Source organism: Fibrobacter sp. UWP2, assembly GCF_900141705.1.
Classification (GTDB): domain Bacteria; phylum Fibrobacterota; class Fibrobacteria; order Fibrobacterales; family Fibrobacteraceae; genus Fibrobacter.
The window spans coordinates 122,560-142,776 of sequence record NZ_FQYM01000004.1 but is presented as its reverse complement, the minus strand read 5'-3'; the positions used below and the strand labels follow the sequence as shown (position 1 = coordinate 142,776).

Below are 20,217 nucleotides of genomic sequence, written 5' to 3'. Positions count from 1 at the left end.
AATCATTCTTCGGAATAATTATTAGAGTAAGTCACCTGACGACAAGCCACTTCCACACTTACTCCTGCCGTATTCTCCACCGTTACCGTCGGGCCATAAGTCCCCGCCCCTTCAGGAACCTGTATCGCCACGGTCGCATCATCAGGATCCGGCGTCACATCGTCACTCCAAGTATATTCCAATGGCGTGGCGCCCTCGCTCGTGCAACCGACAACACTCCACCGGAACATGAACACATCTTCTGCACTTTGTCTTGGAACAGGATCCGGATCACCGCAAGAGCACCCCGTAATGGCTGGAGGTCCCGGCGGGGCTTCCTTCACCGTCAGCGGAGCACAATTGACAACCATTTCGTATTCATCCCCCTCATTAAAAGTTACAGAGGCGTTAACCACACCTGTTGCTGCAGGAGTTATTTGAGGATTAAGGACCATCGACATCACTTCGGGTTCATTTTCACCTTCCGTAAACGTCCATTCATAAGTATCAGTGGGCAAATAGGTTACCATAAACGACCATTCAACGGTTTCACCAAGCGTAATTTCCGATTTTTTCGGGGCGCACGTGACGTTGTAGGCAGTCGCTTCCTCGCAGCGCAATCTATCACTAGATCCGTCCGTATTTTCTACCACGGCTGTCGGAGTGGCCCACCCGGCCTCGGTGAACGTCTTGGTAACAATAGAATTGTCCGTCGGATCCACCGTAAATCCAGAAGACCAATCATATGTCAGAGGAAGCGAATAGGGGCTTATGCAACCCTTTATCTGCCACTGGTAAACGACGTTCCCCTCGGCAATATTATTCACAGAAGATAGCAATGTCGGGCCTTTGCACGAACAATTTTGCAAGGGTTCCTTTGCCACGTAAACACTCGGGCAAGACACTGCAATTTCCGTGTCAAGATCCTTATTCAAAACAACAGAAGCTTGAACATCGCCCGTAACCAGAAGCTGAGTCACCATCGATGCGTCTGTACCCGTAGCGAGCACCTCGCCATTTTTATCCTTAACAGTCCACAAATAGGTCTCCGGTTCATAATTACCCGCATTCGAAAGTGTCCAAGTGATATTCCCCCCCTTGTTCACATAATCCGCAGAAGCCTGGCAGTCAACCCCATACACAACAGCCGGTCCACAGGAGAGTTCCTGTTTCGATCCGTAATCGTTACTTACCGTCACATTCGCCATATAGGTACCCGGATAATACGCTGTTTTATTGGCTACCGTTTTGAAAGAGCTAAAACCAAATTCCAGATTTTCCATGGCGCTGCTATCCGGCGACAATCCGTTCAATTCCCATTCATAATTCAAATCGTCTTCGTTCTCACAACCGGTCACATTCCATACAAATGTCACATGATCAACCTGCCCATCCCCGATATTGGGATAACCCCCAGAAAAAGTCGGCGCACCACAAGTACAGCCCGTCACAGCGGGGGCTACCATCAAGTCGGCACAGGCGAGTGTCGTTTCCGTATCCTCACCCTTATTCACGGTCAGTACTGCAGATACCGTTCCCTCATTGGAATAGGTATACGTCGGGTTCTCTAGGCCGCTCTCGGTAACACCGTTTTGATCCGTTATTTTCCATTCATAGGAACTTGCAGTATACGGTTTACCATCGACAAAGAGAGACCAAGACGCTTCGTCACCCTTGATGACAACATTTGACTCGTCTGTCGGGCCGCAAGTCACCGCACTCACCGTGCACACGGTGTCACCGGCAAAAAGAACCGCATAGGTCCGCAACGGAGAGAGCGAATCGTCCAAGGTATAAGTCGCCTGAGTCAAATTGGAATACCATACATAACGCGAATACATGTACGAACCATCGGAACCGTAGTAATCATACTTGTCCGACGCGTTCATCGTTATTTTCGTCGAGAAAGAATCTCCCGAAACAATCGACAAATCCACCGAAGGTAGGTAGGCATTGGCGCCATTCCTGTAAAATACATCGATTTTTTCTTTGCCAAGGGAACAATCAAACTCCATTTCCCTAACGACGCCCACTTTTTTGCATGAGGGAGTCATGTATTCCCCATCGCTGTTGGTAACCGACACGTAAGGAGCATATTCTCCAGTCCAGGTGGTGGACCCGACTCCAACTGAATCGTCCCCGACACCTCCCTCGGACCATTCGTACGTAAACGGCTCTGAACCGGTACAGCCCGTCACGGTCCATTCCGCCTTCAAATAATCGGGAGAGTTTAGCGCAATAACCGTCGCATCCGTCGTACATTCACAACCCGATATCGGCGTCCCTCTCACAGTCAAACCCGTACAAACAACCGTATCGCTTTGGGATTTCATGCCCTCGTTCACGATCAGCATTGCCTTGTGCCAGCCGCCGCGGTTAAAGGAAACTTCGGGAGAGACCTCACTGCTTTGTGAAGGATCCGCCGCATCGCCGAAAATCCAGTTGAAGGTCTGCGGCGTTCCACCCATGTTGTAGAAGGAATAAGTCACCTTGTCACCCTTTTGAGCCTCAGTGACCGACGCCTTACAGATACCGCGAACCGTGATTCCGTCATCTACGGGCTTCGAAGAAGAACTCACGGCCTCCGAGGAGGACGAGAGCGAAGAAGAACTATCCTGCGTTTTCGAGGAGGAACTGTCCATGCCCTTAGAAGAGGAACTGTCCATGCCCTTAGAAGAGGAACTGCCTGGCGTTTTCGAGGAAGAACTGACCGGCTCCCCGCCCTTGTACCAAACGCCATCCTTGCATTCATAAGCCTGCACCTTGCTCAAGACGTAGGCAAACATTCCATTCTTGGAGCATGTGGGCAAGTCGTTTTCAGAGATAACCGTATCCGAGACTTCCACCCATTTTTGGGAGGCGCAGGCCATGAGGTCGCCACCCATGACCACAGAGAGGGAGCCTTCCCTTGCGATGTTGCAACCCTTCAGGGAATCGGCGGAAGCAACCGTATCCTGGATCATCACAGCGATAAAGCATTCCACATAATCCTCGTCCGAGAAAGCCTCCCCACGGAAATCGACCCAGGAACCAGAACGGCAGGTATACACTTGCCTACGCGTAACCGTAAAGACGTTCGAACCTTCCAACGCCGCATCGCAGGCACGAATATTGCAGACACCGCCAACAATTTCTCCAAGCATCGTCCACGAATCGGGAACACAGGCGTAATACACCCCGGCGACATCGGCCACCTGACCGCGCAACTCCTCAGAACAGGCAGGGAGTTCCTCGAGGGAACTGTACTTTTTCGCATCGAGGAGAATTTCTTTTGTGGTAAAGCTCGCATCGTCCTCGCCACAAGCAATCAGGGAAATGGAAAGGAACGCCGCACAAAGGAACGCTACGGGGGTCGAAAGATTTCGCCTTTTCAAGGGCAGCCTCCATTATTAAACAAATTTTGCGAAAATATAATTTTTTTTACATTTCTTTTTCGCCAATGATGCGGCACGCTAGGCCTTGACCGGCCCGGCAGAGAAAAAAAGGCTCTGTCAAGTCATTTTATACGGTTCTATTGTCATAGCAAAAAAAGTCGGTTTCGTAAGCCCCTCCGAAGCTGTTTATTCACTACGGAATTGCAGAATTTAGGCTATTTTGGCCATTTTTGGTTTCCGCAGCGTTCTTGCAACCATACAGTCTGGTGTGACAGAGCCGAGGTCAAAACCGCAGCAGAACCGCAGTTTTTCGGAAATAACCACGCAGCTATATAAAAAGGCTTGACAGAGCCGTGGCTTTAGTGCATATTACCTGTACCTGACAGAAGACGACGGCAGCGCATGGATGGAAGACCCCATGGAAAACAATTTCTCCGTACGCTGTATAAAGGACTAACTAAAGGAGAGAAAAATGTCCACCAAGATTCTTTTCGGCCTATCGGCCAGTGCAATACTACTCCTCTCTGCCTGTGGCGACGAAGTTACCGAGGTGACCGAAGTCAATGAAACCACCGGAATGCAAGTACTGGAAAAGGGTGAAGCCTTGCCCAAGTGCAACACGGACAGCGAAGGCTCCATGGTTTACGCGCTTGATTCGGCTGCAGCCTACGTCTGCGTCGACAAAAAATGGAACTCGCTGAACGGCAAAGACGGCGAAAAGGGCGATAAGGGTGACCAAGGCGAACAGGGCGTCAAAGGTGATACCGGAGAGAAAGGCGACCAAGGTGAACAGGGAGCCAAAGGCGACACCGGTGAAAAAGGCGACCAAGGAGAAAAAGGGGATAAGGGCGATACCGGTTCTTCTTGTACTGTAGAACAGTTAGCCGACAGTAGCGGATACAAAGTTATCTGCAGCGGCGATTCCGTAGGCGTGATTTTGAATGGCGAGAAAGGTGAAAAGGGAGAACAAGGAGAAACCGGCACCAAAGGCTCCAGTTGCAATGTTTTTGATAATGGCGAAGGCACCTTGACAATAGTCTGCAATGACGGAAAGAATAGCCGGACAGTAGAATTTTATAAAGCGGTATGTGGAGCTACCCCGTACGATCCCGAGAAAATGGCCCCAGCTTATTGCGACAACGGAATTTTATACGTAAAAGATTCTCGTGACAGCCAACGTTACAGGGTTGTACCTATCGGTTCTCAAATCTGGATGGCAGAAAACCTGAATTACGCAAGTGCCGAGAGTTTTTGTTATGACGACGATCCCGCCAATTGCGAAATCACTGGCCGTTATTATTCTAAGGATATCGCAAATAATGTTTGTCCAGTTGGGTGGCATCTACCTAATTCGGAGGAGTTCGAAAACCTTATATCTTATGTTGGCGGCAAAGACGTTGCTGGAATGAAACTGAAATCTACCAACGGATGGGTTTCCCAGTCTTCCGGCAATAGTTGTAATGGAACGGACGATTATGGGTTTTCAATCATTCCTTCCGGTGACATCATATATAATGCTAACACAGAAAAATGGATCTCTCGGATACGAGGAAGTGCATCCGCCTTCTGGATCAATAACACCGGAAATTCCTCATATAACGTCCTTCTTATCGGATATATCGATAGCTATTCTGTCTCTTTCTCTACCTCGTCGTCGATGATTGCCTATTATTCCATCCGTTGCCTCAAGGATTAACTAAAGGAAAAACATCATGCCTAACAAGATTCTTTTCGGCCTGACGGCCACAGCAGTACTTCTCCTTTCCGCCTGCGGTGACGACGCCTCCAGTGCGACCAAAGCCGACGAACCCGAAAAAGAGGCAAAAGAAGAGGCACAAGGTTGAAAATAGCTTCTGCAACGTAGACTCCTGCACCAAATATGGTCGCATGTACACATGGGGTGCCGCCATGGACAGCGCGGGCACATACAGCACGAACAGCAAGGGTTGCGGCTTTACCGAAGACGAAGATGACGTTTGTTCGATCAAAAAACCGGCCCGTGGCGTATGCCCCGAGGGCTGGCATATCCCGGACTCTACGGAATTCGCAATCCTCGTGGATAATGTCGGAGGGCAAGAAGTCGCCGGCAAAAAACTCAAGTCCACGACCGGTTGGACCGATTACGATGGTAATGCCGCCAATGGCGAAGATGCCTACGGCTTTACGGCACTTTCGGTGATGACCCGGCTTCCTGACGGGGTAATCTTTGGCCCAGGTGTTGCACGATTCTGGTCTACTGAATATTACGGTGGCTTTGGCTCTGTCAAGTCATTTTATACGGTTCTATTGTCATAGCAAAAAAAGTCGGTTTCGTAAGCCCCTCCGAAGCTGTTTATTCACTACGGAATTGCAGAATTTAGGCTATTTTGGGCATTTTTGGTTTCCGCAGCGTTCTTGCAACCATACAGTCTGGTGTGACAGAGCCGAGGTCAAAACCGCAGCAGAACCGCAGTTTTTCGGAAATAACCACGCAGCTATATAAAAAGGCTTGACAGAGCCAGAAAAAAAAATGCATTTTTGTGCAGTGAACCTATTGACATTTGCCCATTTGTACATTATATTTATATCTGTAAATTGCAACCATTCCCTTTTTTACGAGGTATAAGATGGAAGACAACAGCAAGCGCAAAGAACTGACGGACCGCCAGGCCGAAATCTACGATTTCATTTGCAAGTACTCCAAGGAGAACCGCATGCCGCCCACTGTCCGCGAAATCGGCAACCACTTCGACATTTCGTCGACGAACGGGGTCCGCTCCATTTTGGCAGCCCTCATCAAAAAAGGCTACATCAACCGCTCCCCGCGTCTGAGCCGCGGCATCGAAATCCTGAACACGAACGGCGCCGAACACATGGAAGAGGCAGTCAGCAACACCATCGAAATCCCCATCGTGGGCCGAGTCGCCGCAGGCACCCCGATTCTCGCCGTGCAGAACCTCGAAGGCACCGTCACCATCGACCGCGACTTCCTCGCCTGCCGTACCGACGTCTTCGCACTCCGCGTCAAGGGCGATTCCATGATCAACGCCGGAATCTTTGACGGGGACCTCATTTTCGCCCGCCAGCAAAAGACAGCCGACCGTGGCGAGATTATCGTGGCGCAAATCGACAACGAGGCGACGGTCAAGTACTACCAGCCGCTCTCCGACCACATCGAACTTCGCCCGGCGAACCCCAAGTACCGCCCCATCGTCGTCAAGAGCAACAAGGACTTCTCCATTGCCGGACGAGTCATCGGCGTGATGCGCAAGGTGAACTAGGCCACGACCGCGCGGCTATAAATTACCGCGCGACGACCGCAAAACAGAATCTACAAAAAAAGCCCGCACTCATGGTGCAGGCTTTTTTTCATCCCGTACAAATTAATCGTCGAGGTCGGCGAGTTCCTCTTCGGCTTCCTTCAGGTCGGCCGCGTTCGGGCCGTCCATAAATTCGCCGTCTTCATCGGCCTCGTCCAGGGAGTCACCGCCCATGGCGCCCAGCTGGTACTCGACCTTGCGGGCTTCCTTGGACTGCCCAAGTTTGAGGATGGCGGCGCATTCTTCGCAGTAGCCCAGATGCTTGTCGACCCAGAATTCGGGAGACACGAGGTTGCGGTTGCAGCGCGTGCACATCTGTGTCGCAGCTTCGCGGGTAAACGCGAGGTTCTGTTCCTCGAGTTCCTTCAAAATGCGTTCCGTGAGTTCTTCCTGGGTTTCTTCGGCCAGAGAGACCTTGTGGCGGATGGAAGCGGTCGGCTTCTTCTCGAGCTGCTTGAGTTCGGAGGAGACCTTCTTTTGGTTGGTCTTCTCTTCGTCTTCCTTCACCTCGATGAACATGATGGTCTTGATGGGCTTTTTTCCCTCGACCAGAAGAACCGACGCGATGGGCTGGTTCTTTGCCTTCTCGGCGGCTTCCTTGGCGGCCTTCTTGGCGGCTTCGGCAGCTTCCTTGGCGGCGGCTCTTTCGGCAGCCTTGGCTTCGGCGGCGGCTTTCTTCGCCTCGGCGGCGGCCTTTTTCTCAGCAGCCTTCTTCTCGGCGAGCGCCTTCTTTTCGGCGGCCTTTCTCTCGGCTTCCTTCTTGGCGGCGAGAGCTTTCTTCTCGGCCTCCTTCTTGGCAGCGAGGGCCTTCTTGTCTAACTTGGCAGCGCCCTTTGCCGGTTTCGCCTTGGCCGGGGCGGCCTTCTTTGCCGGCTTTGCAGCGGCTTTCGCAGGTTTTGCGGCGGGCTTCGCAGGTTTTGCGGCCGGTTTCGCCTTGGCCGGGGCGGCCTTCTTTACAGGCTTTGCAGCGGACTTCGCAGGCTTTGCGGCCGGTTTCGCCTTGGCCGGGGCGGCCTTCTTTGCCGGCTTTGCAGCGGACTTCGCAGGCTTTGCGGCCGGCTTCGCCTTGGCCGGGGCGGCCTTCTTCGCCGGCTTTGCTGCGGGCTTCGCAGGTTTTGCAGCGGGCTTCGCGGACTTTGCAGGAGCAGCTTTTTGGGCAGGAGCGGCGGCCTTTTTGGCGGGTTTGGCCGCCTTGACCGGAGCAGCCTTCTTGGCAGGGGCCTTGGCTGCAGATTTTTTAGCAGGAGTTGCTTTTTTTGTACTCATAGACTACTTCTTTTCCACGATTTTGATGTTGATAATGGGATCGTTCGGCTCGATGCGGCAAACCACATCCTGACCCGAGACAACGCGGCCGAATACCGTGTGCTTGCCGTCCAAGTGCGGTTGCGGCATCTGCGTAATAAAGAACTGGGATCCTCCCGTGTTGGGACCGCGGTTCGCCATCGAGATCACCCCCGTCTCGTGCTTGAGATTGTTGTTCTCGTTGTCGATGGTGTAGCCAGGACCGCCCGTACCGTTGCCTTCGGGGTCCCCGCCCTGAATCATAAAGCCGGGAATCACGCGATGGAAGCGCAATCCGTCGTAAAAGCCCTTGGTCGCCAGCTCCACAAAGTTCGCCACGGTGTTCGGGGCTTCCTTAAAGTCCAAATCCAGCACAATGGTGCCCTCGTGAGTCGTAATGGTCGCCTCGATGGACTTGATGCCGGTATAGTCCCTATTGAAGAGCTTGCCCTCGGCAAAGCACAACGAAACGGCGCCGCTCAAAACAGCAGCGATAGCTATTTTTTTAAAGATTTTCATAGGCTCCATCAATAAAACGAACCAAATACAATTTGACAAGCAAAATATACAATTATTTTTTTTGACATCTGTCACACACACCACAAAAAGCCCCCCATTCCCTAGTCGCATTGATATTTTTTTCTTATTATTGAAAAAAAATACAAGTAGAGGCGATGTATGGATCTGTTGCACACAAAAAAATCCACGGTCATCACCGTAATAGGGATGATTCTCGCCGGAATCGCCGTCAACTTCGCCCTGTCTGTTCTTGTGTACAAGCTCAGTATGCCCCTGTACCTGAACACCATCGGCACGGTCCTCGTTGCCATGCTGGGGGGAGCATTCCCCGGGATCATGGTCGGTTTCTTCTCTACCATCTTCTTCAGCTTTTTTGAGCCCCTCGCCGTCTACTACGGCATCATCTACATCCTCATCGCCGTCTGCACCGTCTACTTCTACAAAAAGCACTACTTCAAGTCGGTGCGCAAGACCATCCTCGCCATAGTCGCCCTGGCGCTCCTCAACGGCGTTCTGGGGTCTGTCTTCAGCTGGTTCCTGTTCGGCTTCGATTTCACCACAAATGCTTCGGCCCCGTTTGTGCAGAGGCTCCTTGACTCCGGCATCAGCAACCGGTTCTCGGCGCAACTGGGCGGAGGCTTCATCGCCGACATCCTCGACAAAACCTGCGTGGTGGTGCTCTCGCTCTGGATTTTCCGGTTCATCCCGCTCCGCATCAAGAACCTCTGCGCGGCCCCCTTCCGTCTCCACGAAATCAAGACGCCAATGCAGTTCGAGACGCGCCTCTCGCTCCTCCGCAAGGTCATTATCGTCGTTGTCATCTCCGAACTCCTGCTGGGCGCCCTCGCCTGCACCATCGGCTACTACCTCAACAAGAACGTGGCCACCCGCAACTACGAGAACATCGGCAAGAGCGCGACCGACGCCGCCGCAAGCCTCATCGACCCCGACATGGTGGCCACCTACCTTGCCCAGGGACGCTCCGCCGAGGGTTACAACGAACTCGAAAAGCAACTCTTTGGCATCAAGAACAGCTTCCCGCAAGTCAAGTTCTACTACGCCTACGCCTTTGACCAGGCCGGGTGCCACGTGCTGTTCGACTTTGACGCCGAGGGCGTTGAAGCCGACGAAGTCGGCGAGATCATCCCCGTCGAGGAATCCTTCGCCGCGCTCGTCCCCGACTTTATTGCCGGCAAGGACGTCGCCCCCGTTGTGACCAACGACGAATACGGCTGGCTCATGACCGTCTACAGGGCGCTGAGGAACAAGGACGGCAAGGCGGTCGCCTACATCGCCGCCGACGTCTCCATGATGGACATCAAGATCGACAACATCGTATTCTTCATCAAGACGCTCTCGCTATTCTTCGGGCTCTCCATCATCATCATGGCCTTTGTACTCGAGGCGGTTAAACGCGGCGTCGTGTACCCCGTGAACGCCATGGCAAGGGGCACGCTCCGCTTTACGAACAAGTCCACCGCCGACCGCCGCAACGGGCTCAACTACCTGAATTCCCTGAACATCCACACCTTCGACGAAATCGAGAACCTGTACAAGGCGCTGGTGCAAATGGCATCGGAGTCCACCACCTATATTGACCAGCTCACCGAGATGCAGGAGAAGCTGATTTACAAGGTCGCCGAACTCGTGGAAGCCCGCGACAAGTGCACCGGAGACCACCTCAAGAATACCTCGTACTACGTGCTTAGAATCGTGGACCAAATGCAGCAAGAAGGCAAGTACCCCGACCAGATTAACGACGAGTTCTTCGAAAAAGTCTGCCACGCCGCACCGTTGCACGACCTCGGCAAAATCCAGATTTCGGATGCCGTGCTCAACAAACCGGGCAAGCTCACCGACGAGGAATTCGCCATCATGAAGAGCCATTCCGAAGAGGGCGCCAAGATTTTGAGAAACATCACCAAGACCATGTCGACCTCCATCAAGATCGACTACCTCGAAGAGGCCATCGACATGGCGCACTACCATCACGAAAAGTGGGATGGTACGGGTTACCCCGAGCACCTCGCCGGCACCGACATCCCGCTCTCGGCGCGCATCATGGCGGTCGCCGACGTGTTTGACGCCCTCATCATGAGGCGCTCGTACAAGGAACCCTTCAGCTACGAAAAGACACTGCAGATCATGACCGAGGGCATTGGCAAGCACTTCGACCCCGTCATCATGGAGTCGTTCTTGCACATCATCAAGGACCTGTACGAAGAGCGCCAGCTCAAGGAATCCCGCAGGGCCGAGCGTGAAGCCAAGCAAAAGGCGGGTCAAGAAACTTAGCGTGCGCAACTTTTCTATATTTTGCGTCAAAAATCTGTTCCGTAACCACACATATTTGTATGGCTCATAACGACAATATTCGAAACTTTAGCATCATTGCGCACATCGACCACGGCAAATCGACCCTTGCCGACCGCATGATCGAACTCACCAAGACCGTCTCCAAGAACGAGATGATGAACCAGCTCTTGGACGACATGGACCTGGAACGCGAACGCGGCATCACCATCAAGGCGCACGCCATCCGCATGGTGTACGAGAAAGACGGCAAAGAGTACATTTTAAATATGATCGACACGCCGGGGCACGTGGACTTCACCTACGAGGTGAGCCGTTCGCTTGCCGCCTGCGAAGGCGCCATCCTCGTGGTGGACGCCAGCCAGGGTATCGAGGCGCAAACGCTCAGTAACCTCTACCTCGCCATCGAAAACGACCTCACGGTCATCCCGGTACTCAACAAGGTGGACTTGCCGGGAGCACAACCCGACCACTATGCCGAACTGGTGGGCGACTTGCTCGGTTACGACCCCGACAAGATCCCGCGCATTTCGGCAAAGACCGGCCTCAACGTGGAACAGGTGCTCGACAAAATCGTGGACGAAATCCCCGCCCCTCCGGGCGACACGGGCAAGCCCCTCAAGGCATTGATTTTTGACTCGGTGTACGACTCCTACCGCGGCGTGATCAACTACATCCGCATTGTAGAGGGCACCATCAAGGCGGGCATGAAAATCCGCATGATGAAGACCGGCGGCGAGTACGTTGTGACTGAGGTGGGAACCTTCAGCATGCGTCGCGACCCGCGCGACGAACTCTCCGAAGGCATGGTGGGCTACGTACTCGCGAACGTGAAAACCATCAGCGACGTGAAAATCGGAGACACGCTGACCGACGTGGCGAACCCGGCAACGGAACCGCTCCCGGGCTACAAGGATATTTTGCCGATGATCTATTCCGGCATCTACCCCATCGACCCCGAGGACTACAAGAACTTACGCGAGGCGCTTGAGAAACTCCGCTTGAACGATTCCGCCCTCACATGGGAACCCGAAACCTCCGAGGCGCTCGGCTTCGGCTTCCGCACGGGCTTCCTCGGGCTGTTGCACATGGAAATCGTGCAAGAACGCCTGGACCGCGAATTCAACGTGGACATCATCACCACCGTGCCGAACGTGGAATACCACGTGTACATGAGCGACGGAAGCATGGTGAAAATCGAGAGTCCGAGTAAACTCCCTGATGCGAGCCGCTACGACCACATCGAAGAGCCCTACGTGAAGGCGCAAATCTTTACGCCCAAGGAATTCGTGGGAGCCATGATGACGCTCTGCGACGAAAAGCGCGGCGAATTCGAGACCATGGAATACATCGACGAGACGAAGGTGATTTTGAAGTACAACCTGCCACTCGCCGAAATCATGTTCGACTTTTACGACCGCCTAAAGTCGGTGAGCCGCGGCTACGCGGGCTTGGACTACGCCCCCAGCGAATACCGCCAGAACAACCTGGTGAAGCTCGACATCCTCTTGAATGGCGACCCGGTGGACGCGTTCTCGGTGATCATCCACCGTGACAAGGCGACCACCTACGCAAACGCCATCTGCGTCAAGCTCAAGGACCTCATTCCGCGCCAGCAGTTCGACGTCGCCATCCAGGGCGCCATCGGCGGGAAAATCATCAGCCGCTCCACTGTGAAGGCGGTGCGCAAGGACGTGCTCGCCAAGTGCTACGGCGGCGACATCACCCGCAAGCGCAAGCTCCTCGAAAAGCAGAAAGAGGGCAAGAAGCGCATGAAGAGCATCGGCTCCGTGGAAGTGCCGCAGAAGGCGTTCCTCGCCGTGCTCTCGCTCAGCGACGATTCCAGCAACAATGGTGACTAAGCCCAAGGAATCCCATGCGTTCGCTCAAGCACACCGTAAAAAAACTCCAGAGGATGAACTCGCAATCCCACGTGTTCTTCCTCGTGTTCGTGCTGGTTTTGGCGTTCGCCGTGGCGCTCCTCGCCCGTCACTATGTGTTCGAGCCGCTCAAAATGACCAACAACTCTATGTACCCGCGCCACAAGGAGAATTCCTTTTTGTGGGTCTGCAAGCTCCCGCAGTGCATTGACCAGGTCAAAAAAAACGAGACCGTTTGGGCTGAACTCCGCAACCACGAGACGCTGGTGCGCCGCGTGATCGCCATGCCGGGCGACACACTCCACATTTCTGACAAAGGGTTCATCAAGTCGGGCAAGTTCCGCACCCTGTGGCGGGGCGAGAACGCCTTTATCGAGAGTCGCGACATCTACGTCCCCAAAAAAGGCGACACGCTCCACTTTGACGCCCTGAACGACGTGGAGCAAGACAACGCCATCACGCTCCTGCACGAGCAAGGCGTCAACTTCCATATCAAAACGACCCTGTGGCAGGGCGAGCGCGAAATCAACATCGACCGCGTGGGTTCCACCAAGCTGAGCAACCGCCAAGTGAGCCTTCAAGAAATCAACGTGCTCCCGTGGCAAGACCGCAGGCTCATAGAAATGCAGATCCGCCAAAGCGAACCGGGGAACTCCCCCATCAAGCTCCGCCGCGAATTGCTCCACGAAGCCGACTCTAGCCTCATCAACGAAATCGTTGTCGAGGACGACTGCTACTTTTTGGCATGCCTCCGCGGCAACCACTGCGTAGACTCCCGCGAGACGGGCTACTTTACCAAGAAACGCCTGCTGGGCCGCTACGTGGAATTCCCAGACAAAGTAAAAGCATTTATCCAAAAGAAAGCCAAAACTTGGCTGACCAGCAAATAGAGCTTACTTGACAACAAACCCAAGACGTCCATCGCCGCTCACAATAAATCGGTCCATGTAGGCCTTTGCCGTGCGGCACGCTTCGGGCAGCGTTTTGCCCAGAGCGACGTTCGCCAAGATGGCGCTGCTCAGGTTGCAGCCCGTACCGTGCTTGCCCGCGCCAGCAACGCGGGGCGACGCAAAACAATGCGAGACGCCGTCACGAGTCCAAAGGGTGTCGACCGCATCGGCGTCGTCGGTATGACCGCCCTTCAAAAGTACGGCGCAATCCCTCCCCATCTCAAATTTGCCTTCGTCGCAAAGTTCCTTTAAACCGAGGAAGCGGAACTCGTCCATGTTGGGCGTCACAAGATCCACAAACTTCAAAAGCGAAACAAATTCATCCTTCTCGCCGGGGTTCAAAAAGCAGTAGCCCGAAGTCGCGCTCACAATGGGGTCCCAAACAACGAAGGCGTCCGGGGACTTCGCCCGCACGGACCCCACAATCTTCTTGAGCACGGACACATTTTCGACTAAACCGATTTTCACGAACCCGAAGGCGTGTTTTTTAAAGAGCATCCCAAGTTGCGCCTCAATGCGGTCCCAAGCGACCCAGTTGGGGGCGACGAATTCATCTTCGTTCTGCTCGGTGAGCGCCGTGCAAACCGCCTGCCCGTACACACCAAAGTAGGCCATGGTCTTGACGTCGGCCAAAATGCCTGCGCCGGCGCTGCCGTCAAAACCGGCAATGGACAATGCGTGAATCATCTAAAGCCCAGCGTAGAACAAAATGAGAGCGACCGTCGCAATGCAAATCAGCACGACGCCCGGGAGAATGGGCTTGCACAGTCCGCGGTCCCCAAGGAAAAACACCAGGCAGCCCTTGGTAATCGTGTTGGCAAGCCCTGCAAAAAGAAGCGAAAGAATAAGATCGCTGTGGGCAATGGCCGCCTTCATGCTCATGTCGATAAGCGAGAACGCGACGGCGTCCATCTCGGCGGCGCCACCCAAAAAGCTGCAGGCGATCAAGGCGCCGTGACCCAGGTACACGCGGGCGGCGTTCGCGACGAACATCACCGCAGTAAAAACAAGGCCGAACTTGATGGCAGGCAAAAGCCTGAAGGGGTTGCTAAAGTCAGAGGACTTCTCGGTATGTTCCTTACCATCCCTGAACTTGAGGTAGAACGCGTATATAAAACTAGGAATTGCCGGGACCAGCAAAGGGAGCGCCAAGGCGCCCGCCATGTGGGGCATCAAGAAAATGCAGATGAGGTAAAGGCGCACATACATCACCGACCAGCTGAGCACAATGCTCTGGGCGAAGTCATTGGCGTAGCTCGAGTTCTCGCGGCTGCGGCCAACCATGTTGAGCGTAAGCGCGGTGCTGCTCGCGAGCCCGCCAAAGAGCCCCGTAAGCCAAATGCCCTTGCCCGGGCCAATAATCTTGATGAGCACGTAGCTCACAAAACCGATACCGCTGATGAACACCACAAAAAGCCAGATGGTGTGCGGGTTCAATACCTCGAGACCCGACGGGCCGTAAGCCTGGTTGGGCAAAAAAGGGAGCACCATGAGGGAGATGACTGCAAACTTCACTGTGGCGGCAATATCCTCGGTCGAGATCTTTTCGGCGACGTTGTGCAATTGCCACTTGAACGTGAGCAGCCACAGCAACACCACCATGAGGATGCACGCCTCGAGCAGCTTGTTGAACCAGCAAAGGGCTCCCAAAAAGTATATGAGGAAAAGGGCGACGCTGGTCGTAATCCCCGCAAGCGCAAGCTTGTCGTCGGCATGCCGCAACCCGTAGGCAATATGGGTCGTCAACACCAAGAGGCCAATCAGTACAAAGCCCGCAATAAAAGGCGCCGTAGAACCCATGAGCTCGGCGAGGTAACTCGCGACCGCGCCGCACAGGCTCACAATGGTAAACGTGCGCAAGCCCGCGGGATGGTGCTCGTGGTTGCGATCGTAAGACGCCTCACGCTGGAGACCAATCACAAAGCCAATACCCAGGGCAGCCAAAAGCTTGTAAAAAACGTTGAACTCGAGCATCGTAGATTCACCCCTCGTTAATCCCGCACCCACACCTGGTAGAGCGTCGGGTAATCGTTCTTCTCGTCGGCAGGGAAAGTCTCCTCGCTCTCCTTACGCCAGCCCTCGCCCCACTCGGGGAACCGCACATCGCCTTCCACATCGGCAAGCACGCGGGTCACATACAGCTTTTTAACGAGGGGCATGGCCTCGCGGTACACCGCGGCGCCGCCAATAATAAAGCATTCCGTCTCGCCGGCGGCACGGGCTTTGTCCAAAGCCTGTTCGAGGCTACTGCACACCACGCAGCCCGGAGCCTCGAACGCGGTGTTCCGCGTCAACACGTAATTCGTGCGGTTCGGGAGCGGGCGGCCAATGTCGTCGTAGTTCTTGCGGCCCAAAACAATGGAATGACCCGTAGTGACAGCCTTGAAGCGCTTGAGGTCGGCGGAGAGGTGCCACGGCAAGTGCCCATCACGACCGATGACGTTGTTCTTTGAAATTGCGACAATTGCAGAAATAAGCATATTAAACCATTCTATAGAACCTTCTCCCCGCAAGGGGGACCATGGATCACTAAGGGCTGAAGCCCAAGTGTCCAAAGTGACTTCGTGCTTTGCGCCTTCGCTCAGGATGACACAATAAATTAAACTGCAATCGGCGCTTTGATCGTCGGCCACGGGTCATAATCCACGAGCTCAAAATCCTCGAACTTGAATTCAAAGAGATCCTTGATGTCGGGATTCATCTTCATGGTCGGGAGTTTGCGCGGCGTGCGGGAAAGCTGCTCGTGCGCCTGGTCAAAGTGGTTGTTGTACAAGTGCAAGTCACCAAACGTGTGTACGAACTCGCCCGCCTCGTAGCCGCACACCTGCGCGAGCATCATGGTGAGGAGCGCATACGAAGCGATGTTGAACGGGACTCCCAGGAACATGTCGGCGCTGCGCTGGTAAAGCTGGCAGCTCAGCTTGCGTTTGCCGCTCGCGCCTACCCCGCCCACGTAGAACTGGAACAGGCAATGGCAAGGCGGCAGAGCCATCTTGTCGACCTCGGCCACGTTCCACGCGCACACCAGGTGCCTGCGGGAATCGGGATTGTTCTTCAAACTGTCTACAAGACGCGCAATCTGGTCGATGTGGCCTCCGTCCGGAGTCGGCCAGCTGCGCCACTGGTGACCGTACACCGGTCCAAGGTCGCCGTTCTCGTCGGCCCACTCGTCCCAGATAGTCACCTTGTTGTCGTGCAAATACTTGATGTTGGTGTCGCCCTTCAAGAACCACAAGAGTTCGTGAATGATGGAACGCAAGTGGAGCTTTTTGGTGGTGAGGCACGGGAAGCCCTTGGTGAGGTCGTAACGCACCTGGCGACCAAAAACGCTGCGGGTGCCGGTTCCGGTGCGGTCGGAACGGTCCACGCCATTTTCAAGAATGTCACGAAGTAAGTCTAGGTATTGCTGCATAGTTTTAATTTAATAAAAAATCATCCATCATCAATCATCAATTATCAATCGAACTGCTCTCCCCGAAAAGTTCCACACGCTTGTACTGCTTCGCGGTGCCGTCGCCGTCTGCAGCCACCTGACGGAGCACCATGTTCAGTGCCTGCGTAATGAGGTCCTGCGTGTGCTTGGGCACGGGCTTTTTGCCCAAACGCGCCTTCTGGACCATCTTGTGGTTTAAATTGGCGGGCAGCACCTCGACCAGGGCGTGGTTCGCAAGGTTGTTCGCTGTCAAAATTTCATCGAGTTTCGTCATGCTGCAAATGTAGAATTTATGGTGTAAAAAAAATCCCGGGGGTTAACCCGGGACTTTTAAAATTTACCGATCAAAAGCGACTACGGAACATAGTTGCTTTCGCACTTGGTACCGTCGTTATCCGGCGTTACGAAGTGCATTTCGATACGGCGGTTCATCTCGCGGCCGTCGGCGGTGCTGTTGTCGTCCACCGGGCAGCTGGAACCGAGGCCAATGGCCTTGATGCGCTTCTTGTTCACGCCGGCCTTGGCAAGTTCCTTCATCACGGATTCAGCGCGCTGCTTCGAGAGCTTCTCGTTGGTCTTTTCCTTACCAACGTTGTCGGTATGGCCCTGGATCACGATGTTCAGGTCCTTATACTCGTCGGTATTGAGCTTCTTGGCAACGTTCTTCAAGATCATCTTAGCGTTGGATTCGAGAGTGGCCTTGCCGCTCTTGAAGGTCACACCGTCAAGCTTTTCGACAGCCTTCTTCGGGCAGCCGTGGCCATCGTCACCCGGGACATCCGGGCAGCGGTCAATGCCGGTGCAGGTGCCTTCGAATTCCTTCTGGAGCTTCTTGTTAGAGACCCATTCAGAGCAGACGCCATCCTTATCGGCATCCGGGTCGTCTTCCATCGGGCAACCCTTGTTCCAAGACGGACCGGCTTCGTCTTCGCAACGGTCGTAACCGGTACAAATATCCTTGAACTGGTCAAGCATCTTCTGCTTGGTCACCCACGGAGAGCAGAGGGAGTCGCCATCCGGGTCCGGATTCTCGGCCGGGCAACCCTTGTTCCATTCAGGACCGGCTTCGGCGGGGCACTTGTCGACGCCGTGGCACATATCCTTGAAGTCCTTCGTCATGCCCTTCTCGGAGACCCAAGAAGCGCAGAGGCTGTCGCCGTCGGCATCCGGATTGTCCATCGGGCAACCCTGGGCAAACGCTTCACCCTTTTCGGTCGGGCACTTGTCGATGCCGGAGCAAATTCCGTCGTACTGGTCGAGCAAGCCCTTCTCGGTCACCCAAGCATCGCAGATTCCGTCTTCGTCAGTATCCGGGTTGCCGAGCGGGCAGCCTTCGTTGCTGGCAGGACCGAATTCAGACGGGCACTTGTCGATACCCTTACAGGTCTTTTCAATGAACCATTCGTTCTTGATCTTGTCGTCTTCGGCGGCCTTCTCAAAGTAGTAACCCATCTTCTTCTCGGTCACCCAGGCGTCGCAGAGTCCGTCACCGTCGGCATCCGGGTCATCCCACGGACAACCCTTGTTTGCCTTAGGACCGGATTCACCCGGACACATGTCGTAGCCCTTGCACTGGTCGGCAAAGTCACCGAGCACGCCTTCGTCGGTCACCCACGGAGAGCACATGCCGTCGTTATCCGGGTCCGGAGCCTTGGTCGGGCAGCCGGCGAACGCAACGGTACCAGGCTGGCTCGGGCATTCGTCGATGCCTTCACAAATATCCTTGAACTTCTTCGTCATCTTCTTCTGGCTCACCCAAGGATCGCAAACGCCGTCCTTGTCCATATCCGGCTCGTCGAGCGGGCAACCGTCTTCGCCTTCGCCAGATTCGTTCGGGCATTCGTCAACGCCTTCGCAAACGTCAGCAAATTCATCCTCGAAGCCCTTCTCGGCAACCCAGCCATCGCAAACGCCGTCTTCGTCGGCATCAGGATTGCCAAGCGGGCAACCCTTGTTCAAGCGGTGACCAACGTCATCGGGGCAATCGTCTTCGTCATCCGTAACACCGTCGCCATCGCGGTCCTGCGGAAGCAGGAAGCCACTCCAGGTAAGACCGCCGTACACGGCGTATTCCGGGTTCACGCGGGTCTGGTAAACAGCCACGCCAGCAGGACGTTCGGAATTCTCGAGCACACTAGTACCCGTAATGAAGTTGTCCTTGCCCAAGTAGTAAGAAGCACCAACATGGATGTCGAGACCAATGGGCAGGTGGAACACCAGCGCACCGGTGAGCTGTTTCATGTCGAGGCTCTCGTCATAAGTCTGGTTGCAGTTGCCAGCCGCATCGTAGCCGGTGCACATGCTAAAGTCATCCAACTCGATGTCCCAGTAGTATTCCACGAACAAGGAGAGGAAGTCGGTAAAGTAAATGTCGGCAGCGGCGCTCATGAACGGGAGCGAAAGGTAGTCGCCGTTCGTGGTGTAGCGGTAGCCGCCGTTCAAGTGGATGAGGAGCGGGATGGCGTCAATCTTGTCGAAGTCCGCCGTCACAGCCAAACCGCCAGTGATGGTCGTGTTCTTGGTACCGAACGGACGGGCGATTCGATTGACCTTGTTGATGTATTCCGGCTCACGAATCCAAATACCCTGCTTTTCGGCATTCGCCGTACCGGCAGCCACCTGGCCGAACACAGCCACATCCATGGGCTGGTCTTCAGGGAGCGGGAAACGAATCTTGATGTCGCCGCGGAGGTTGCCTATGTAGCCAACCTTGGTCGAAGGCAACGCCGAGGGGTCACACTGACCGGCCTGCACTTCTTCCGCAGAACACGCCGTTTCACCGGTGAACTGGTCGTAGTAAATCGGGAGCGTGGCGCCAATATCAAAGTAGTTGAAAATGCCGATGGCAAAACCCGTATAGGCGCTGGCACCGGTATAGTCGTTGACGGTCGCTCTATGCGAGTTGTCCCTCAACGAATATCCGCCAGGGGCGAGGACCTCATTATTCTCACCGAACAAGCCCGGATACTGCGGGAACATGTCGTTGCCGAATGTGGCATCGCCAAGCAAAACAAACACCAATTTGGAATGTCCCAGGGACTGGGCGGACTGTGTCTTGTTGACACCGACAAAACCATACTTGTTAATGGTCTGTGGGTGGCTAGCAAACGCGCCTACTGCAAGCGCCAATGCTAACCCCGTTACTACTCGTTTCATAGAGTCTCCTTAAATTATAGGGTTTTCCCTAAA

General features: G+C 54.4%; 16 protein-coding genes. 7 read left to right on the top strand and 9 right to left on the bottom strand.

Annotated features, from left to right (window positions below; all coding sequences use genetic code 11):
- Positions 1–2: 2 nt before the first annotated feature.
- Complete coding sequence (locus BUB55_RS04000; RefSeq protein WP_073188423.1) at positions 3–3,353, bottom strand: hypothetical protein; 3,351 nt, start codon at positions 3,351–3,353, stop codon at positions 3–5.
- Between the two features lie 472 nt (positions 3,354–3,825).
- Here BUB55_RS04000 and BUB55_RS03995 point away from each other — a divergent pair, with 472 nt between their 5' ends.
- From BUB55_RS03995 to lexA, 4 genes are all read left to right on the top strand, one after another.
- Complete coding sequence (locus BUB55_RS03995) at positions 3,826–5,049, top strand: FISUMP domain-containing protein (RefSeq protein ID WP_073188421.1); 1,224 nt, start codon at positions 3,826–3,828, stop codon at positions 5,047–5,049.
- A gap of 16 nt (positions 5,050–5,065) precedes the next feature.
- Positions 5,066–5,197: a hypothetical protein gene (locus BUB55_RS14655; protein ID WP_255369487.1), complete on the top strand. Its 132-nt coding sequence runs from the start codon at positions 5,066–5,068 to the stop codon at positions 5,195–5,197.
- Positions 5,142–5,648: an FISUMP domain-containing protein gene (locus BUB55_RS03990; RefSeq protein ID WP_073188419.1), complete on the top strand. Its 507-nt coding sequence runs from the start codon at positions 5,142–5,144 to the stop codon at positions 5,646–5,648. Before BUB55_RS14655 ends, BUB55_RS03990 begins: the two co-directional genes overlap by 56 nt.
- A 311-nt stretch (positions 5,649–5,959) precedes the next feature.
- Positions 5,960–6,613 (top strand): transcriptional repressor LexA, encoded by a 654-nt coding sequence (lexA, locus tag BUB55_RS03985; protein ID WP_073188418.1) that lies wholly within the window; start codon positions 5,960–5,962, stop codon positions 6,611–6,613.
- A gap of 102 nt (positions 6,614–6,715) precedes the next feature.
- Here lexA and BUB55_RS14450 read toward each other — a convergent pair whose 3' ends face one another.
- Together BUB55_RS14450 and BUB55_RS03975 are read right to left on the bottom strand one after the other, a co-directional pair.
- The gene (locus BUB55_RS14450) at positions 6,716–7,918 is read right to left on the bottom strand and encodes a hypothetical protein (protein WP_073188416.1); all 1,203 of its coding nucleotides are present in this window, start codon (positions 7,916–7,918) and stop codon (positions 6,716–6,718) included.
- A 3-nt stretch (positions 7,919–7,921) separates the two neighbouring features.
- Complete coding sequence (locus tag BUB55_RS03975; RefSeq protein ID WP_083596865.1) at positions 7,922–8,455, bottom strand: peptidylprolyl isomerase; 534 nt, start codon at positions 8,453–8,455, stop codon at positions 7,922–7,924.
- 159 nt (positions 8,456–8,614) lie between these two features.
- Between BUB55_RS03975 and BUB55_RS03970 the strand changes: the two genes are divergently transcribed.
- The 3 genes from BUB55_RS03970 to BUB55_RS03960 are packed head-to-tail and all read left to right on the top strand — an operon-like array spanning position 8,615 to position 13,535.
- Positions 8,615–10,747, top strand: a complete 2,133-nt coding sequence (locus BUB55_RS03970; RefSeq protein WP_083596864.1) for an HD-GYP domain-containing protein — start codon at positions 8,615–8,617, stop codon at positions 10,745–10,747.
- A gap of 59 nt (positions 10,748–10,806) precedes the next feature.
- Positions 10,807–12,627, top strand: coding sequence for a translation elongation factor 4 (gene lepA, locus BUB55_RS03965; RefSeq protein ID WP_073188412.1), 1,821 nt, complete (start codon positions 10,807–10,809; stop codon positions 12,625–12,627).
- A 14-nt stretch (positions 12,628–12,641) separates the two neighbouring features.
- Complete coding sequence (locus tag BUB55_RS03960; protein ID WP_073188410.1) at positions 12,642–13,535, top strand: S26 family signal peptidase; 894 nt, start codon at positions 12,642–12,644, stop codon at positions 13,533–13,535.
- A 3-nt stretch (positions 13,536–13,538) separates the two neighbouring features.
- Here BUB55_RS03960 and BUB55_RS03955 read toward each other — a convergent pair whose 3' ends face one another.
- The 6 genes from BUB55_RS03955 to BUB55_RS03930 all read right to left on the bottom strand — a co-directional run bounded on the left by BUB55_RS03955 (position 13,539) and on the right by BUB55_RS03930 (position 20,184).
- Positions 13,539–14,282, bottom strand: coding sequence for a bifunctional hydroxymethylpyrimidine kinase/phosphomethylpyrimidine kinase (locus tag BUB55_RS03955; RefSeq protein WP_073188409.1), 744 nt, complete (start codon positions 14,280–14,282; stop codon positions 13,539–13,541).
- Complete coding sequence (locus BUB55_RS03950) at positions 14,283–15,569, bottom strand: MgtC/SapB family protein (protein ID WP_073188407.1); 1,287 nt, start codon at positions 15,567–15,569, stop codon at positions 14,283–14,285.
- 17 nt (positions 15,570–15,586) lie between these two features.
- A complete protein-coding gene (locus BUB55_RS03945) occupies positions 15,587–16,075 on the bottom strand; it encodes a dihydrofolate reductase (protein ID WP_073188405.1) in 489 nt (162 codons plus the stop codon).
- 119 nt (positions 16,076–16,194) lie between these two features.
- Positions 16,195–17,007, bottom strand: a complete 813-nt coding sequence (locus tag BUB55_RS03940; RefSeq protein ID WP_073188404.1) for a thymidylate synthase — start codon at positions 17,005–17,007, stop codon at positions 16,195–16,197.
- A 37-nt stretch (positions 17,008–17,044) separates the two neighbouring features.
- Positions 17,045–17,302: a hypothetical protein gene (locus tag BUB55_RS03935; RefSeq protein ID WP_073188402.1), complete on the bottom strand. Its 258-nt coding sequence runs from the start codon at positions 17,300–17,302 to the stop codon at positions 17,045–17,047.
- Between the two features lie 80 nt (positions 17,303–17,382).
- Positions 17,383–20,184: an OmpA family protein gene (locus BUB55_RS03930; protein ID WP_083596863.1), complete on the bottom strand. Its 2,802-nt coding sequence runs from the start codon at positions 20,182–20,184 to the stop codon at positions 17,383–17,385.
- Positions 20,185–20,217: the final 33 nt, after the last annotated feature.